At 71.5% G+C, this 16,215-nt stretch carries 17 protein-coding genes; 10 read left to right on the top strand and 7 right to left on the bottom strand.

What is annotated here, in order from left to right:
• On the top strand, positions 1-914 hold a 914-nt coding region (locus G3I65_RS33360; RefSeq protein ID WP_160699628.1), incomplete at its 5' end, for a VWA domain-containing protein.
• Here the strand turns inward: G3I65_RS33360 and G3I65_RS33355 are convergent.
• The 4 genes from G3I65_RS33355 to G3I65_RS33340 all read right to left on the bottom strand — a co-directional run bounded on the left by G3I65_RS33355 (position 868) and on the right by G3I65_RS33340 (position 4,757).
• Positions 868-2,190, bottom strand: coding sequence for an amino acid permease (locus tag G3I65_RS33355; protein WP_239071609.1), 1,323 nt, complete (start codon positions 2,188-2,190; stop codon positions 868-870). The genes G3I65_RS33360 and G3I65_RS33355 overlap by 47 nt on opposite strands.
• A 105-nt stretch (positions 2,191-2,295) precedes the next feature.
• Complete coding sequence (locus tag G3I65_RS33350) at positions 2,296-3,243, bottom strand: DMT family transporter (RefSeq protein WP_160699626.1); 948 nt, start codon at positions 3,241-3,243, stop codon at positions 2,296-2,298.
• A 49-nt stretch (positions 3,244-3,292) separates the two neighbouring features.
• The gene (wrbA, locus tag G3I65_RS33345) at positions 3,293-3,907 is read right to left on the bottom strand and encodes an NAD(P)H:quinone oxidoreductase (protein ID WP_160699625.1); all 615 of its coding nucleotides are present in this window, start codon (positions 3,905-3,907) and stop codon (positions 3,293-3,295) included.
• Positions 3,908-3,941: 34 nt separating this feature from the next.
• Positions 3,942-4,757, bottom strand: a complete 816-nt coding sequence (locus G3I65_RS33340; RefSeq protein WP_160699624.1) for a 1-acyl-sn-glycerol-3-phosphate acyltransferase — start codon at positions 4,755-4,757, stop codon at positions 3,942-3,944.
• A gap of 128 nt (positions 4,758-4,885) precedes the next feature.
• Between G3I65_RS33340 and G3I65_RS33335 the strand changes: the two genes are divergently transcribed.
• Together G3I65_RS33335 and G3I65_RS33330 are read left to right on the top strand one after the other, a co-directional pair.
• On the top strand, positions 4,886-7,378 hold the full coding sequence (locus G3I65_RS33335) for a DNA translocase FtsK (RefSeq protein WP_160699623.1): 2,493 nt from the start codon (positions 4,886-4,888) through the stop codon (positions 7,376-7,378).
• A gap of 91 nt (positions 7,379-7,469) precedes the next feature.
• Positions 7,470-7,856 (top strand): hypothetical protein, encoded by a 387-nt coding sequence (locus tag G3I65_RS33330; RefSeq protein ID WP_309235861.1) that lies wholly within the window; start codon positions 7,470-7,472, stop codon positions 7,854-7,856.
• On the opposite strand, the gene G3I65_RS33325 is transcribed toward G3I65_RS33330, so the two are convergent.
• The 3 genes from G3I65_RS33325 to G3I65_RS33315 all read right to left on the bottom strand — a co-directional run bounded on the left by G3I65_RS33325 (position 7,849) and on the right by G3I65_RS33315 (position 9,935).
• Positions 7,849-8,457, bottom strand: a complete 609-nt coding sequence (locus tag G3I65_RS33325; protein ID WP_160699622.1) for a nitroreductase family protein — start codon at positions 8,455-8,457, stop codon at positions 7,849-7,851. The two genes, G3I65_RS33330 and G3I65_RS33325, sit on opposite strands and share 8 nt — an antisense overlap.
• 51 nt (positions 8,458-8,508) lie before the next feature.
• Positions 8,509-8,943, bottom strand: a complete 435-nt coding sequence (locus tag G3I65_RS33320) for a phospholipase (RefSeq protein ID WP_160699621.1) — start codon at positions 8,941-8,943, stop codon at positions 8,509-8,511.
• A 473-nt stretch (positions 8,944-9,416) separates the two neighbouring features.
• Positions 9,417-9,935 (bottom strand): amino-acid N-acetyltransferase, encoded by a 519-nt coding sequence (locus G3I65_RS33315; protein WP_166640896.1) that lies wholly within the window; start codon positions 9,933-9,935, stop codon positions 9,417-9,419.
• Between the two features lie 87 nt (positions 9,936-10,022).
• On the opposite strand from G3I65_RS33315, the gene rimO reads away from it, so the two are divergent.
• From rimO to G3I65_RS33280, 7 genes are all read left to right on the top strand, one after another.
• Positions 10,023-11,459, top strand: coding sequence for a 30S ribosomal protein S12 methylthiotransferase RimO (gene rimO / locus G3I65_RS33310; RefSeq protein WP_160699620.1), 1,437 nt, complete (start codon positions 10,023-10,025; stop codon positions 11,457-11,459).
• Complete coding sequence (gene pgsA / locus G3I65_RS33305) at positions 11,456-12,097, top strand: CDP-diacylglycerol--glycerol-3-phosphate 3-phosphatidyltransferase (protein ID WP_160699619.1); 642 nt, start codon at positions 11,456-11,458, stop codon at positions 12,095-12,097. The genes rimO and pgsA overlap by 4 nt, the downstream gene beginning before the upstream one ends.
• A gap of 1 nt (position 12,098) precedes the next feature.
• Complete coding sequence (locus G3I65_RS33300; RefSeq protein ID WP_160699618.1) at positions 12,099-12,587, top strand: CinA family protein; 489 nt, start codon at positions 12,099-12,101, stop codon at positions 12,585-12,587.
• A gap of 99 nt (positions 12,588-12,686) precedes the next feature.
• The gene (locus G3I65_RS33295; RefSeq protein WP_043785204.1) at positions 12,687-13,145 is read left to right on the top strand and encodes a helix-turn-helix domain-containing protein; all 459 of its coding nucleotides are present in this window, start codon (positions 12,687-12,689) and stop codon (positions 13,143-13,145) included.
• 230 nt (positions 13,146-13,375) lie between these two features.
• Complete coding sequence (locus tag G3I65_RS33290; RefSeq protein WP_125314545.1) at positions 13,376-14,218, top strand: PspA/IM30 family protein; 843 nt, start codon at positions 13,376-13,378, stop codon at positions 14,216-14,218.
• Between the two features lie 28 nt (positions 14,219-14,246).
• Positions 14,247-15,227 (top strand): hypothetical protein, encoded by a 981-nt coding sequence (locus G3I65_RS33285; protein WP_160699617.1) that lies wholly within the window; start codon positions 14,247-14,249, stop codon positions 15,225-15,227.
• Between the two features lie 395 nt (positions 15,228-15,622).
• Positions 15,623-16,215: amidase family protein (locus tag G3I65_RS33280; protein ID WP_309235856.1), on the top strand; the 593-nt coding region annotated here is incomplete at its 3' end.

Here is a 16,215-nt window from a genome sequence, read left to right as displayed (position 1 = left end):
TCGAGGATACGTCGGCGCCGCTCGTCGCCGTCTACTCGACCGCGGTGCCCACTTTGGACTACCCGTTCGCGGAGCTGAGCGGCGTCACCCCGCGGCAGCGCCCGATCGTCGACGCGCTGCGGGAGGCCCTGCTCGGCGGCCCCGGCGCGGACGCGATCGCGAAGACGGGCCTGCGCGCCGCGGGCGGGCAGGCGCTGCGCGACCACACCGACGACCCGCGCGTGTCGCCGACGGGCATCCAGGTGATGACCCTGCCACAGGCCGGCGTCGTCGACGAACTGCTCAACCAGTGGGCGGGCATCAACCTGAGCGCGCGCGTGCAGGTGCTGATCGACGTGTCGGGCTCGATGAACGCGCAGGTGCCCGGTACGGCGCTGAACCGCATGCAGCTGACGGTCGAGGCGACGCAGAAGGCGTTGCGCCTGTTCAAACCGGCGACGCAGCTGCGCATGCTGGCGTTCTCCACCAAGCTCGACGGCGACAAGGACTACCGCGAAATCCTCCCGATGGCCTCGGTGGCCCAGCACCTGGCCGGTGGCGCCCCGGAGAAACTCGCGCAGCTGAAGGCGACCGCCGACGGCGGAACCGGGCTCTACGACAGCGTTCTGGACACCTACCGCACCGCCCGCCGCGAGTGGGAGCCCGGCCGGCTCAACCTGGTGATCGTGATGACGGACGGCCGCAACGAGGACCCGCACAGCATCAGCCGCGCGGACCTGCTGGCCGAGCTGGCGAAACTCCAGGACCCGCGCCGCCCCATCCCGCTGATCGGCGTGGGCATCGGCCCGGACGCGGACAAGCCCGAACTCGACCAGCTCACCGCGGCCACTGGCGGTCAGGCGTTCGTGGCGCCGGACCCGGCGAAGATCACGGACGTGTTCTTCGGGGCGCTGAGCCGGATCGCCGGCGGATGAGGGCGTACACGCCGAGGATCACCGCCAGGCTGATCAGGCTCAGGTACAGCTGTGAGCGCGCGTCTTCGTCCACGAACAGCATCGACGCCACCACCGCCAGCGTCAGCGCCAACGTCACCCAGCTCAGCCACGGATAACCCCACATCCGCAGCTTCAGCTTCTCCGGCGACGACGCCTCCAGCGCCCGCCGCATCCGCAGCTGCGAGCCGCAGATGATGGCGTACACGAACAAAGCCACCGCGCCCGCCGAGTTGATGATGAAGTAGAAGATCTTGTCCGGGGACACGTAGCTCATCACCACCGCCACGTAACCGACCGAAGTGGACGCCAGGATCGCCTTCCACGGGACCCCGCGCGCGTTCGTGTCCGAGATCCACGCCGGGGCCCAGCCGTGGCGGCGCAACGCGAACAGCATCCGGGATGCCGTGTACAGCCCCGAATTCAGCACCGACAGGGCCGCCGTCAGGACGACCGCGCTGACGATCGTCGACGCCGCCGGGACGCCGAAGCGGCCGAACGCCGCCGCGAACGGGCTGGTCTCGCTGGGGATTTCGCGCCACGGCGTGATCATCACCAGCAGGGTCACCGAACCCACGTAGAACACGATCACGCGCCAGACGATCGTCGAGGTCGCCTTGCGGACCGCCGTCTCCGGCTGGTCGGACTCCGCGGCCGCGATCGTCACGATTTCCGCGCCGAAGTACGAGAAGATCACGATCACCACGCCGTGGACGACCGAAAAGCCGCCGTGGGGCACGAAACCGTCCAAGCCGATGTTGCCCACCGAAAAGTGCGCGCCCGGCCAGAGGCCCAGCACGAACAGCACGCCCAGCACCAGGAACACCACGATCGTCGCGACCTTGATCGACGCCAGCCAGAACTCCGTCTCGCCGAACGACCGCGCCGACGCCAGGTTCGTCGCCGTCAGCAGGAGCATCAGCGCCAGCGAGAACACCCACTGCGGCACGCCGGGGATCCAGCCCTGCAGGATCTTCGCGCCGGCGACCGCCTCGAACGCGACCACGCCGACCCAGAAGTACCAGTACAGCCAGCCGATCGTGAAGCCCGCCCAGCCGCCGAGCGAGTCGCGCGCGTACTCCATGAACGAGCCCAATGACGGCGCGGCCGTGGCCATCTCGCCGAGCATCCGCATCACGAGCACGACGAGCAGGCCGCCCAGTGCGTACGAGAGCACGGCCGCCGGGCCCACGGTGTGGATCACCGCACCGCTGCCGATGAACAGGCTCGCGCCGATGATGCCGCCGAGGGCGATCATCCGCACGTGCCGCTGGCGCAGATCGGGCCGCAGCCCCGGCTTCGTCGTCGTCACGGTGCGGGATTGTCGCATCCGGACGGCACTCCGTGAAGAATTTGCGCAAGCTCAGCTCGTGAGGACTTCCGACTTCCGCTGCACCAGGTACGCGCCGCCGAGCAGGATCGCCGAGCCGAGCAGCTGGAGCCAGGTGAGCTCCTCGCCGAGCAGCGCCCACGCCGTGACCGTGACGATCACCGGCTCGACCAGCCCCAGCACGCTCGCCACCGACGCCGGCAGGTGCCGCAGCGACGAGATCCCGAAGACGTAGGCCAGCACGGTCGCCACCAGCACCAGCAGGGTGATCAGCAGCCACACCGGCGGGTGCCAGGCGCCGAACCCGACGTCGGTGCCGAGCAGCCCGACCGGCCACGTCCACGGCGGCGCGACGAAGCTGATCGCGACCGCGCCGATCACCATGCCCCAGGTGACCAGGCCCAGCGGGTCGATGTCGGCCACCGCGCGCTCGCCGAGCAGGAAGTACCCGGCCGAGCACAGCGCCGCGCCGAAGCCGGCGAGCAGGCCGAGGCCGTTGAGCGTCACGCCCTGCCAGACCTGCGCGACCAGCGACAGCCCGATCATCGCCAGCGCGATGCCGCCCCACACCGACCGCGGCAGCCGGTGCCGCCGCACGAACCGCACCCACAGCGCGATGAGCACGGGGGAGACGAACTCCAGCAGGATCGCGATGCCGACCGGGATCCGGCCGGCGGCGACGAAGTAGAGCAGCTGCACGCCGGCGACGCCGAGCAGGCCGTACCCGGCCAGCACCGGGAGCTCGGCCCGGCGCACCCGCAGCTTCCGCGGCGCCACCAGTGCCACGCCGGCCAGCAGCACCAGGCCCGCCAGCGCGATGCGCATCGAGGCCACCTGCTCCGGGCTGATCCCGGCGGCCATCGCGGACTTGCCCAGCGTGCCCGACGTGCTGAAGGACAGCGCGGCGAGCAGGACGAGCGTGGTCCCGCGGCCGCGGTGGGCGACCCGGGGCGGGGCGAGGACGGGCAGCTCGGTGGTCACCGTCGCGACTCTAAGCGCGACCGCGTGACTGCCAAAAGGGTTTTTCCGGTTACTCGGCCCGCTTGAGGCCGGTCGCGACGTGCGTCGTGATGGTGGCCAGCCGCCGGCCCTGGACGCGCAGCGCGCCGAGGGCGAGTTCGTCGGGCGCCGCCGACTTGCGGGACACGAACGAGCCGCCGTACGGGTTGCCCGACTCCATCAGGTGCGGGTCGGTGTAGCCGAGCGGCACGACGATCGCGCCCCAGTGGTAGAAGACGTTGTTGATCGCCAGCAGCGTCGATTCCAGGCCGCCGTGCGCGGTGGACGCCGTCGTGAACGACGTCGCGACCTTGTCCGCGAGCTTCCCCTTCGCCCACAGCCCGCCCGTGCTGTCCAGGAACGACTTGAGCTGGGCGGCGGGGCCGCCGAACCGGGTCGGGCTGCCCACCGCGAGGCCATCGGCCCACTCGAGGTCCGCCAGCTCGGCCAGCGCGTGGTGCGGGCCGGCGTCGATCCACGCCTGCCAGCGCGGGTTCTGCGCGACGGCCTGCGCGGGCGCGGTCTCCCGCACGGTCCGCACCCGCACCTCGGCGCCGGTTTCGCGGGCGCCGGCGGCGAGGGACTCGGCGAGGGCCGCCGTGTTGCCGGTCGAGCTGTAGTACACGACGAGAATCCGGGTGCTCACGTCCGTCGACTCTAGGCGGGCCGGCCCGGGCGTCTCAGGATCCGGACGCCGGCTTCCACGGGCTGACGGTGTCGGTCGGCCGCGTCGGGTCGTGGAAGCGCGGGCGGTCCAGCTCGCCGCGGCGCAGCGGGACCAGGCCGTCGGTGATGGCCTGCATGATCCGCGCGTGCGCGCGCACCCCGGCGCCCGGCCGCTCCGGCTCGACGCCGGACAGGTCGACGGGGTCCCCGAAGTGAACCTGGAACCGAGGCCGGCGCAGCGGCGCGCTGAGCCCGGAGCGGGCGAGCGGGACGAGGTCGGCCGGGCCGTTGACGGTCTCGGTGCCCCAGTAGACGGCCTCGTGCGCGCCCCACTGGCTGATCGGGATCATCGGCACGCCCGAGGCGAGCGCCAGGCGGGCCGCCCCGGTCTTGCCGCGCTCCGGCCACAGGCCCGGGTCGTGGCTGATCCGGCCCTCGGGGTAGACGATGATCGGCTCGCGCGTGGTCTTCATCGCCTCGACGGCCTCGGCGAACTGCCCGACGGCGGTGCCGGCGTGCTTGCGGTCGACCCGCAGGTGCCCGCTGACCCGCAGCGCCGGCCCGATCACCGGGGCGTCCAGGATGCCGCCCGCCAGCATGAACCGCGGGTTGATGCCGATCCGCTTGCACGCCGCCATCAGCACGAACGCGTCGAACACGCCGATGTGGTTCGCGGCCATCAGCAGCGGCTTGCCCCGCAGCTGCGCGGGGACCCGGCCGGTCACGGTGAGCCGCCCGACCAGGTTCACCAGACCGCGGTCGATGTTCAGCATGGTGCGCCAGATGGCGGGGGCACGGCGGGGCGGTTCGGCGGTGCGCAGCGCGAGCATGGGCAGAGCATGGCAGACGCCGCTTTCACCCGAATGCGCACGGGCGGTGTGGCACGGTGAGGCAGAAGTTCACCCTGAGCCGAGAGTGGCACACGGGGCTGAGGCGCAAGGCAAGTTACCGTTGACGCATGGCTGGGTCGGCGACGAGGAAGAGAAGCACGGGAAGCGGCGCGAAGGGGGCGGCGGCGCGCAAGCCGCGTACCCCCGCGAAGCCACGGCCGCGTTCGTCGCCCGCCCGCAAGCCCGCCCCGCGCCGCAAGACGCCGGGGATCTTCGGCAAGGGCGTCCGCGGCACCTGGAACCTGCTGGCCAAGGGCACCGGAACGCTCGCACGCACGGTCGGCCGCACCCGCGAGCTCGAGCCCGAACACCGCCGTGACGGCCTCGCGCTCGGCCTGATCGCGCTGGCCATCATCGCCGCCGTCGGGGTCTGGTGGCGGGCCGCCGGGCCGATCGGCGCCGGCGTCGAGATCGCCACCCGGACCGTGCTCGGTGCCGGGGCGGTGACGTTGCCGCTGGTGCTGGTCGTGGTCGCGGTCGCGCTGATGCGGTCCGAGCCGCACCCCGAGACGCGGCCGCGGATGGTCATCGGCACGATCATGGTCGTCCTGTCGGTGCTCGGGATGCTGCACATCTTCACCGCGCTCCCGGCCACCAACGACGGCCGGATGTACGCCGGCGGCATCATCGGCGCCTTCTCCGGCGGCCTGCTGACCATGGGCGTCACCACCTGGGTCGCCGTGCCGCTGCTGATCCTCGCGCTCGTCTTCGGCATCCTCGTGTTCACCGGCACGCCGGTCCGCGAGATCCCGCAGCGGCTGCGCAACTGGGGCCTCGACGAGGAGGAGATCGCCGAGGCCGAGGCGCTGCGCTCCGGGTTCGCCACCGACGAGGACGCCGTCACCGACGCCGACCCGAAGTCCGCGCGGCTGCGCAAGCCGTCCCGCCGCCGCCAGGCCAGTGACGCCGAACCCGAGCAGCTCGACATCGACGCGATGCTGGCCGAGCCGCCGACGCCGACCAAGCCGCCCAAGGCCGTGCCCAAGCCGGTCGAGGTGCCCGAGAAGAAGCCGAAGAAGCCCGCGGAGCCGCCGCTCGCGGTCACGCGGACCGTCGAAGGCGACTACCAGCTCCCGCCGCCCGACCTGCTGAAGCTCGGCGACGCGCCGAAGTCCCGCAGCAAGGCCAACGACGCCATGATCGAGGCGATCACCGGCGTGCTGGAGCAGTTCAACGTCGACGCGCAGGTCACCGGCTTCACCCGCGGGCCCACGGTCACGCGGTACGAGGTCGAGCTCGGGCCGGGCGTGAAGGTCGAGAAGATCACCGCGCTGACCAAGAACATCGCGTACGCGGTGGCCACCGACAACGTCCGGCTGCTGGCGCCGATCCCCGGCAAGTCCGCGGTCGGCATCGAGGTGCCGAACTCCGACCGCGAGATGGTCCGCCTCGGTGACGTCCTGCGGGCGCCGTCCACGGTCAAGGACAACCACCCGATGGTGATCGGCCTCGGCAAGGACATCGAGGGCCACTTCGTCACCGCGAACCTGACGAAGATGCCGCACCTGCTGGTCGCGGGCTCCACCGGTTCCGGTAAGTCGAGCTTCGTCAACTCGATGCTGGTGTCGCTGCTCGCGCGCTCGACGCCGGACGAGTGCCGGATGATCCTGATCGACCCGAAGATGGTCGAGCTGACGCCGTACGAGGGCATCCCGCACCTGATCACGCCCATCATCACCCAGCCGAAGAAGGCCGCCGCCGCGCTGGCCTGGCTGGTGGAGGAGATGGAGCAGCGGTACCAGGACATGCAGGTCAACAAGGTCCGGCACATCGACGACTACAACAAGAAGGTCAAGTCGGGCGAGATCACCGCGCCGCCGGGGTCCGAGCGCGAGTACCGGCCGTACCCGTACATCATGGCGATCGTCGACGAGCTCGCCGACCTGATGATGACCGCCCCGCGCGACGTCGAGGACGCGATCGTCCGCATCACCCAGAAGGCCCGTGCGGCGGGCATCCACCTGGTCCTGGCGACGCAGCGGCCGTCGGTCGACGTCGTGACCGGCCTGATCAAGACCAACGTGCCCTCGCGGCTGGCCTTCGCGACGTCGTCGCTGACCGACTCGCGGGTGATCTTGGACCAGCCGGGCGCGGAGAAGCTCATCGGCATGGGTGACGCCCTGTACCTGCCGATGGGCGCCGGCAAGCCGGTCCGCATCCAGGGCGCGTTCGTCGGCGACGAGGAGATCGCCGCGGTCGTCAACTACGCCAAGGAGCAGGCGCAGCCGGACTACCAGGACGGCGTCACGGCGCAGAAGGCCGGCGAGAAGAAGGAGATCGACCCGGACATCGGGGACGACCTCGACGTCCTGCTGCAGGCGGCGGAGCTGATCGTGACGTCCCAGTTCGGCTCGACGTCGATGCTGCAGCGCAAGCTGCGGGTCGGGTTCGCCAAGGCGGGGCGCCTGATGGACCTGCTGGAAAGCCGCGGCGTGGTCGGCCCGTCGGAGGGCTCGAAGGCCCGCGACGTGCTGATCAAGCCGGAGGAGCTGGAAGGCGTCCTCTTCATGATCCGCGGCGGCGGCCCGGTGGACGCCGACGCGGGCGGCGAGGACGAATAGCCGGTGCAACCCCCTGCCGGGTCCGTTCCGTCCTGAGCACGTGGACCTACAGCGATTCGTAGCCGGACTGTTCGCCTTCGCCGTCGTAACGGTGGGCGCCGGGAGCGCGGTCGCCTCCGGGCAGCCGAGCGCTCCCGGTCCCGCCGCGCCCCCGCCGCCGTCGACGGTGAGTGCCCCCGCGGGGCACGACGTCACCCTGCGGCTCGGGCAGGAGGCCGCCGTGCAGGGCAAGGACCTGACGGTGCGCTACGTCCGGGTCGTCTCCGACTCGCGGTGCCGGCCGAACATGACGTGCATCTGGCAGGGGGAAGCCACTCTGGCGTTCCTGCTGAAGGAGCCCGGCCGCGGTGAAGGCACCACGGCCGAGCTGCACAGCGGCCCGCGCACCGGCCCGCAGGAGACGACCTTCGCCGCCAGCCGGGTCGAGCTGGTGTCGGTCAGCGTGGACGGCGGGGAGGCCACGGTCCGGATCAGCTGAGCGGCGTGCCCCAGTGGTCCCGGTAGGCCACTTCGGACAGCGGGGTGCGCGGCGCGGGCTTGAAGTCCGGCACGGTCGTGTACGCCACCGGCAGCAGTCCGGCCTGCGTGTGGCCGTCCGGGATGCCGAGGATCTCGGCCGCCTCGGCCTCGCGGGAGAGGTGGTACGTCGTGAGCGTCGAGCCCAGGCCGCGCGAACGGAGCGCCAGCTGGAAGTTCCACACCGCCGGGAAGATGCCGCCGTAGAACGCCGCGTCGGCCGCGTTGTCGCCGGTGGGGCGACCCTGGAGGACCGGGATCACGAACACCGGGACGCGCTCGATCACGTCGATCAGGTGCCGCCCGGACGCCAGCGCCCGCGGGTCGGCGTCGGCCTTGGCCGCCAGGTAGGCCTCGCCGACCTCGCGGAACAGCACGCCGAGGCGGTTCTTGACCGCCTGGTCGCGCACCACGAGCCAGCGCCACGCCTGGACGTTGCCGGGTGTCGGCGCCTGCAGGGCCAGATTCAGGCATTCCTCGAGAACCCCGGGTTCGACCGGCCGGTCGAGGTCGAGCTTGCGGCGCACCGCGCGGGTCGTGCTGAGCAGGTGATCGATCTCCATGCCCCCATCCTGGCCCAGGCGCGCGCGGGCGCACCCGGGCCGGGGAGCGGCTCAGCCGCCGAACTTGCGGACCGCCTGGTAGTACGTCCAGGCCGCGCCCTTGCAGGCCACGTTGGACCCGCAGACGCTCTTCAGGTCGCTGTAGAGGTTGTCGTCGATCTTCAGCCGGTTCGCCTCGGTGAAGCGGCCCTGCTTCTTGTAGTTGCGGTAGCCGAAGTCGTGCCGGTGGCAGCCGGGCAGGAACTGCCAGCCGAACGGGGTGTCCGGGGACCACGAGCAGCCGTCCGACGACCAGTCGAGCTGGCCGGAGTAGGGCGCCTGGTTCCGGATCGACTCGAACCCGGACAGGGACGTGGAGAAGAGGTACTGGTCGGTGACCGTCGGGATGTCGACGGCCGCCGCGGTGCCGGCGCCCGCGAGGACGCCTCCGCCGACAGTCGCGGCCACCGCCACGGTGGCCCCCAGGTTCCGCAGTGTCGTGCGCATCGTTGCTTCCTTGCCGATCGGTGACTTGGTGCCCGATCAGCTTCGGGTAGCGCAGTGGTGCTGGTCACCGCCCGAAAGGAGGTTGTTGGGAAAATTTCCCCCTGACTTCGGCCCCTAGGCGGGAATTGGCCAGATGACTTAGGGGTTGCGTGCCCGGCCGGTCGCGATGTCATGAACGGGTCGTTCACCGCGCCAGACGTCAGGGTCCCGGCAAAGTCGCGCGCCGGCGAGCGGGTGACCGGCCGCGGGCCGGCTGCGTGGTCTGTCCGGCGTCGCGGGGATGTTGTGAATGGGTCATTTATGTCGTCTGGCGAAGTGAATGACTCATTCATGTCGTCGCGGCTGGGCGGATCGGCCGTGCTGCCCGACTTTGCCGGGGCCCCGGCGCCAGACGTCATGAACGACTCGTTCATGACGTTCCTTCAGGGCCACGGCGACGCCCGCCCGGACCGGCGAGGACCAGCTCGAGCGGCTCAGAGCTGCAGCAGCATCCGCGAGTTGCCCAGCGTGTTCGGCTTCACGTACGGCAGGTCCAGGAACTCGGCCACACCCGTGTCGTGCGAGCGCCGCATCTCCTCGTACACCTCGTGCGAAACCGGCGTCCCGTCGATCTCCACGAACCCGTGCCCGGCGAAGAAGCTCGTCTCGAAGGTCAGCACGAACAGCCGGCGGAGACCGAGCTCACGCGCCTCGTCGACCAGGCGGGCCACCAGCACCCGCCCGACGCCCTGGCCGCGGACCGCCTTGTCGACCACCACCGTGCGCAGCTCGGCGATGTCCTCCCAGAGCACGTGCAGCGCCGCCGCGCCGGCGACTTCGCCGTCCACTTCGGCCACCCAGAACTCCTGGACCGCCTCGTACAGCGTGACCAGGTCCTTCTCCAGCAGGACGCGCCCGGCGTCCGAGTCGACGAGGGCCTTGATCTTGCGGACGTCGGCGATCCGCGCGCGGCGGACGGTCGGGCTGGGGGAGTCGGACGGCACGATCGTCAAGCCTGCCACATGGCGCGGCGCGCGCGGCGACACGACCGGGCTACGCCGTCGTCAGGCCGCGTGCACCCGGCGGCTACCCTGAACGTCGTGCCTTCCCCTGCCACGGACCCAGCCGCCACCCGACGCGTCTCCCTGCTGACCCTGGGCTGCGCCCGCAACGAGGTCGACTCGGAGGAGCTCGCGGGCCGGCTCGCGGCCGGCGGCTGGGAGCTGGCGGCCGATCCCGAAGAGTCCGACGTCGTGGTGGTCAACACCTGCGGCTTCGTCGAATCGGCCAAAAAGGACTCGGTCGACACGCTGCTGGCCGCGTCGGACACCGGCAAGAAGGTCGTCGCCGTCGGCTGCATGGCCGAGCGCTACGGCCACGAGCTGGCCGACAGCCTCCCCGAGGCCGACGCCGTGCTGGGCTTCGACCACTACGCCGACCTCTCGGCCCGGCTCGACGACGTCGTCGCCGGCCGCAAGATCGTTTCGCACACCCCCGGCGACCGCCGCAAGCTGCTGCCGATCAGCCCGGTCCAGCGGCCCGCCGCCGCGGAGAGCGTCGAGGTCCCGGGGCACGCGCAGCACGGCTGGGGCCCGCGGGTGCTGCGCACTCGTCTCGACGACGCGCCGGTGGCCGCGCTGAAGATCGCGTCCGGCTGCGACCGGCGCTGCTCGTTCTGCGCGATCCCGTCGTTCCGCGGCTCGTTCGTCTCGCGGCAGCCCGACGAGATCGTCGCCGAGGCGATGTGGCTGGCCGAAAACGGCGTCAAGGAGCTGTTCCTGGTCAGCGAGAACTCGACGTCCTACGGCAAGGACTTCGGCCGCGACGGCGCCACCGCGCTGGAGCGGCTCCTGCCGCGCCTGGCGGAGATCGACGGCATCGAGCGCGTCCGCGTCTCCTACCTGCAGCCGGCCGAGACGCGCCCGCAGCTGGTCAAGGCCATCGCCACCACGCCGGGCGTCGCGGAGTACTTCGACCTGTCGTTCCAGCACTCCAGCGAGCAGGTGCTGCGCCGGATGCGCCGGTTCGGCTCGACCGACTCGTTCCTGGCGCTGACCGAGCAGATCCGCGAGTACGCGCCCGAGGCGGGCATCCGGACCAACGTGATCGTCGGGTTCCCCGGCGAGACCGAGCACGACCTGAGCGAGCTCGAACGCTTCCTGACCGGCGCGCGCCTCGACGCGGTCGGCGTCTTCGGCTACTCCGACGAGGACGGCACCGAGGCCGAGGGCTTCGACGGCAAGCTGGACGCCGACGAGGTCGCGAAGCGCGTCACGCGGATCTCCGCGCTGGTCGAGGAGCTGACCGCGCAGCGCGCCGAGGACCGGATCGGCACGTTCGTCGACGTGCTGGTCGAGCTGGACGACGACGGCGAGCTGACCGGCCGCGCCGCGCACCAGGCCCCCGAGGTCGACGGCGAGTGCGTCATCCTCGACGCGCCGGAGAAGACCGAGGTGGGCGACTTCCTGCGCTGCGAGGTCGTGGACTCGGCGGGCGTGGACCTGATCGTCCGCGCGGTACCGGACGCCGACCGGTGAGTGCGCTCCCCAGCGACGCCGCCGACGACGGCCTGACGCGCGAGGGCCCCGCGCAGGTCCCCGAGCCGACCCCGGTCCCCACGCTCAACGTCGCGAACCTGCTGACGCTTTCGCGGCTGGTCATGGTGCCGCTGTTCGTCGTCGCGCTGTTCGTCGGCGACGGCCACGACACGACCTGGCGGGCGATCGCCACCGGCCTGTTCGCCGTCGCCTCCTTCACCGACCAGCTCGACGGCTGGGTGGCCCGCAAGTACGGCCTGATCACCGACTTCGGCAAGATCGCCGACCCGATCGCGGACAAGGCGCTGACCGGCGCCGCGCTGGTCGGGCTGAGCGTCCTGGGTGAGCTGGGCTGGTGGGTCACGATCGTGATCGCCGTCCGCGAGATCGGCGTCACGCTGCTGCGGTTCTGGGTGATCCGGCACGGCGTGATCCCGGCGAGCCGGGGCGGGAAGGCCAAGACGATGGCGCAGATCGCGGCCATCGTGGCGTACCTGCTGCCGCTGCCGGCCGGCGCGGACCCGGTCCGGTGGTCGCTGATGGGCCTGGCACTGGTGCTGACCGTGGTGACCGGCGTCGACTACCTGGTCCGGGCCGTGCGGCTGCGCGCCGCCGGGCGCCGGGTGACCGGGGGCTGAGGTGGCCGATCAGGCCCACCGAGCGGACGAACAAGCCGCCGCGCTCATCGGTGCCCTCACGGCGCGGGGCGAGACCGTCGCCGCCGCCGAGTCGCTGACCGCCGGGCTCGTCTGCGCCACCCTCGCCCGCGTGCCCGGGGCCAGCGCCGCCCTCCGCGGCGGGCTCGTGGTCTACGCCACCGAGCTGAAGACCGCGCTGGCCGGGGTCGACGCCGCCCTGCTGGCCGAGCACGGCGCCGTCCACCCCGAGGTGGCCGCGCAGCTCGCCGAGGGTGCCCGCGAGCGGTGCGGCGCCACCTGGGGACTCGGCCTGACCGGCGTGGCCGGCCCGTCGCCGCAGGATGGCGTCGAGCCCGGCACGGTGCACGTCGGGCTCGTCGGGCCGGGAACACGCACAGTCCGTACGCTGGCCTTGAGCGGGGATCGCGACTTGATCAGGACCCGATCGGTCCAGGCCGCGTTTGCCCTGCTCGGGGAACATCTGACGTGAATCGGGCGTTCGCCCTTGGCGTACGGGCTCACCAACTCCTGCGCCCAGGGCACCGCTCTGGGTAACGTAGGGGGTACTTGTTCGGAAGGGAGGCGCGTGATGACCGTGCTGTTGCGTGAGGCGATCGGTGATCGGCTCCGTCATGCCCGCACCAACCAGCGTCGTACGCTGCGCGACATCTCCCGCGCCGCCAGGGTCAGCCTCGGCTACCTCTCGGAGGTGGAACGGGGCCAGAAGGAGGCGTCGAGCGAACTGCTCGCGTCCATCTGCCAGGCACTGGACCTTCCGCTCGGCGAACTGCTGCACAACGTGGCGGCGGACGTTTCGGCCCTCGACAACGTCGAGGTCGCACCGGTCGACGAGCGGATCGTGGAAGGCGCACCCCGGGAAAAGCGGGGTGCCGAGGCCTCGGCGGCCGGCATCGAAGGCGGTCGCCTGATGTCCGAGCTGATCGGGAACGACCTCGCCGACCTGCGAGTTTCCCCGGCACCGAGGATGAACACGACATTGCGGACGACGATCGGCCAGCCCAAGCTGGCCTCGACGATCGCCGCATAGTCACAGGTCGGACACGACAACGGCCCCGGGCAACCCGCCCGGGGCCGTTCGCGTTGCCTACTCGGGGTGATCAGGGCGATCCCTGAATTCCGCCGGGTCGCCTGGAACGGACGTGGCCGACCTGACACGATGGAACCCAACGCCGGGGTCGGTGCGTTGCAGAAGCAGGGGAGCGACGCCCCACCCCGAGTACTCAAGGCCCGTGGGACGCAAGAAGGCAGGCGGAGGAGATGGCCAACCCGTTCGTGAAGTTCTGGAAGTACATGATGGCGGCGTTCTCGTCGAAGATCGACGAGCACGCCGACCCGAAGGTACAGATCCAGCAGGCCATCGAGGAGGCGCAGCGCAACCACCAGGCGCTGACGCAGCAGGCCGCCTCCGTGATCGGCAACCAGCGGCAGCTGGAGATGAAGCTCAACCGGCAGCTCGGCGACGTCGAAAAGCTGCAGGCGTCCACCCGGCAGGCGCTCGTCCTCGCGGACGAAGCCCGCGCCAAGGGTGACGAGCAGAAGGCGACCGAGTTCGAGAACGCCGCGGAGAGCTTCGCGACGCAGCTCGTCACGGCCGAGCAGAACATCGAGGACCTGAAGACGCTGCACGACCAGTCGCTGCAGGCGGCGGCCCAGGCCAAGCAGGCCGTGGAGCGCAACTCGCAGATGCTGCAGCAGAAGCTGGCCGAGCGCACCAAGCTGCTCTCGCAGCTGGAGCAGGCGAAGATGCAGGAGCAGGTCTCCGCTTCGCTGAACCAGATGAGCCAGCTGGCCGCGCCGGGCAACACGCCGTCGCTGGAAGAGGTCCGCGACAAGATCGAGAAGCGCTACACCACGGCGCTGGGTCAGGCGGAGCTCGCCCAGAACTCGGTCCAGGGGCGCATGATGGAGGTCCAGGCCTCCACGACGCAGCTGGCCGGCCACTCGCGGCTCGAGCAGATCCGGTCGTCGATGCGCGGCGAGTCGGTCGCGCAGGTGACCGACGGCGGCGCGGCGGCCCAGAAGCCGGCGAGCAGCTCGGCCGACATCCAGCGCGAGATCCAGGCGCGCGTCCAGGCCGAGCAGGGCAAGAACCCGGCCTGACGCGGGCGGGAAGGGCAAGGGGGCGAGCATGGGGCAGCAGGGCAAGCGGCGTGACTTCGGCGAACTGAGCGCCAAGCTGGAGAAGCACATCGAGAAGCTGCCCGACTACGCCGTGCGCGCCCAGGAAAAGCTCCAGAAGGTGCAGCGGTACTTCCCGCCGGCCGACCAGGCCGGCGGGAAGCCCGCCCGCCCCAACCCGTTGCAACGGCCGCCCGCACGGCGGCCCGACATGACGGCTTCGCTGTCGTCGATGGCCAGCCAGGTCCCGGCGTTCGCCGAGGCCAGGGCCAAGTGGGACCGCTGGAACCACCCGGCCGCGAAGCTCGAACGCCGCAAGCGCCGGACGGCGAAAGCCCTCACGCTGTGGATCATCCTGACGATCCTGTGCGCGGTCGTGACGGTGGCCGCCGCGGTGGGCTGGCTCAGCCCCGCCGGTGTCGCGATGATGCCGCAGGCGATCACGGCGTTCGCGGGCGCCGTCATCTTCGGCACGTTCAGCGTCCGGTCCGGCCTCAAGCTGCGCGACCTCAAGCGCACCCCGATCCCGGCGGCGCCGGCCGGACCGCCGCCGCTGCCACCCGCCCGGTCGGCGGCTCGCGAACCCATGGAACGGCTCGCCGAGTGCGAGGCGTCGCTGGGCGAGCTGCTGCGCCAGCTTTCCGTTCCCTCCTCGGTGGGCACGGCTCCGGTGCCCGAGGTGTCCGTTGAGGACGCCCGGCAGACGGCGAGCGAAGCGGCCGCGGCGCTGCGCGGCCTGGCGGCCCGCATCCAGGCGATCGAGCGTGGCCGCGACTCCGCGCCGGCTCGTGAGAAGGCCGCGTTGGACGCCGCGGTCGGCAAGCTCCGCGAACAGCTCGACGACGGCATCGAGGGCTACCGCGGCCTGGTCGCCGCGGCGGGCCACACGGTCGCCGCCTCGAGCGACGGCTTGGTGACGTCGAAGCAGGACCTCACCGACGCGACGGACCGCCTGGCGGGGCTGGCGATGGCCCTGCGCGAGCTGTCCTGACCGTCCGATTCCGTCCGGCGGCCCCGCTCGCCGACGCGAAATCCGCCTGATCCCGCGCGGATCCCACGATTTCCCCGCCGGTCACGCGAATCCGGCCTCGCTGCGCCATCCGGGTGCCCCGCTCCGCCGTTCGAGGGCGAACACACGACCGTCCCGCCCGTTCGTCACCCGGCGTGCGTGATCGTGCGTTTCACCCCGGCGTCGCGCCCTGTTCACCTCCCGGTGCCGAAACACCCTCGTAATCGGAAGCTGATCGCGACGGAAACGTCCGCGAACTAACCTTTTTGTCATGCATGCAGAGGTGTCACTCGCCGGGAGGCCCGCCGTGCACTGAGGTTCGCCGGCGCCGACCGTACACAGTGGACTTTCTCGACCCGCCGAGGAAAGGACGCCCCGTGAACACGCTCCCGCCGGACCCGGACCCCGTCCCGATCACCCCGCCCACCGCCTCGCACCGCGTCATCGCCGCCTTCGAGCGCATCACCGAAGCCGGCCGCCCCGAAATCTGGGCCTCCCTCCGGGCCGTCGAGGACGTCCTCGTCGACGCCAAGGCCGTCGACGAACGCGTCAAAGCCGGGGAAGCCCTGCCGCTGGCCGGCACCGTCCTCGCCGTGCAGGACCTGATCGACGTCGCCGGGCAGCCGTCCGGGCGCGCCGTCCCGGAAACCAGCGCCCCGGTCGTCGCGCGGCTCTCCGCCGCGGGCGCCATCGTGCTCGGCAAGACCGGAGCCGCCATGGTTTCCGGCGCCTGGGACCGCACCAAGGCCGGCGGGAACGGCGCGGCGGTCGCGGTCGCCCTCGGCATCGTCGACCTGGCGCTGAGCACCGGGGGAGCCGTTCCCGCGGCGCTGAACGCCGTCACCGCCGTGAAGCCGACGCGCGGTCTGCTGCCCGCCGCCGACGCCGTCTCCGTGTACTCGAACGGCCTGATCGCCGCCCACCGTGCCCTCACCGTGGCGACCGGGGGCGAGCGGACCTGGCCCGCCGA

Source organism: Amycolatopsis sp. SID8362 (assembly GCF_010550475.1).
Classification (GTDB): domain Bacteria; phylum Actinomycetota; class Actinomycetes; order Mycobacteriales; family Pseudonocardiaceae; genus Amycolatopsis; species Amycolatopsis eburnea.
This window is presented reverse-complemented; position numbering and strand designations above follow the sequence as displayed.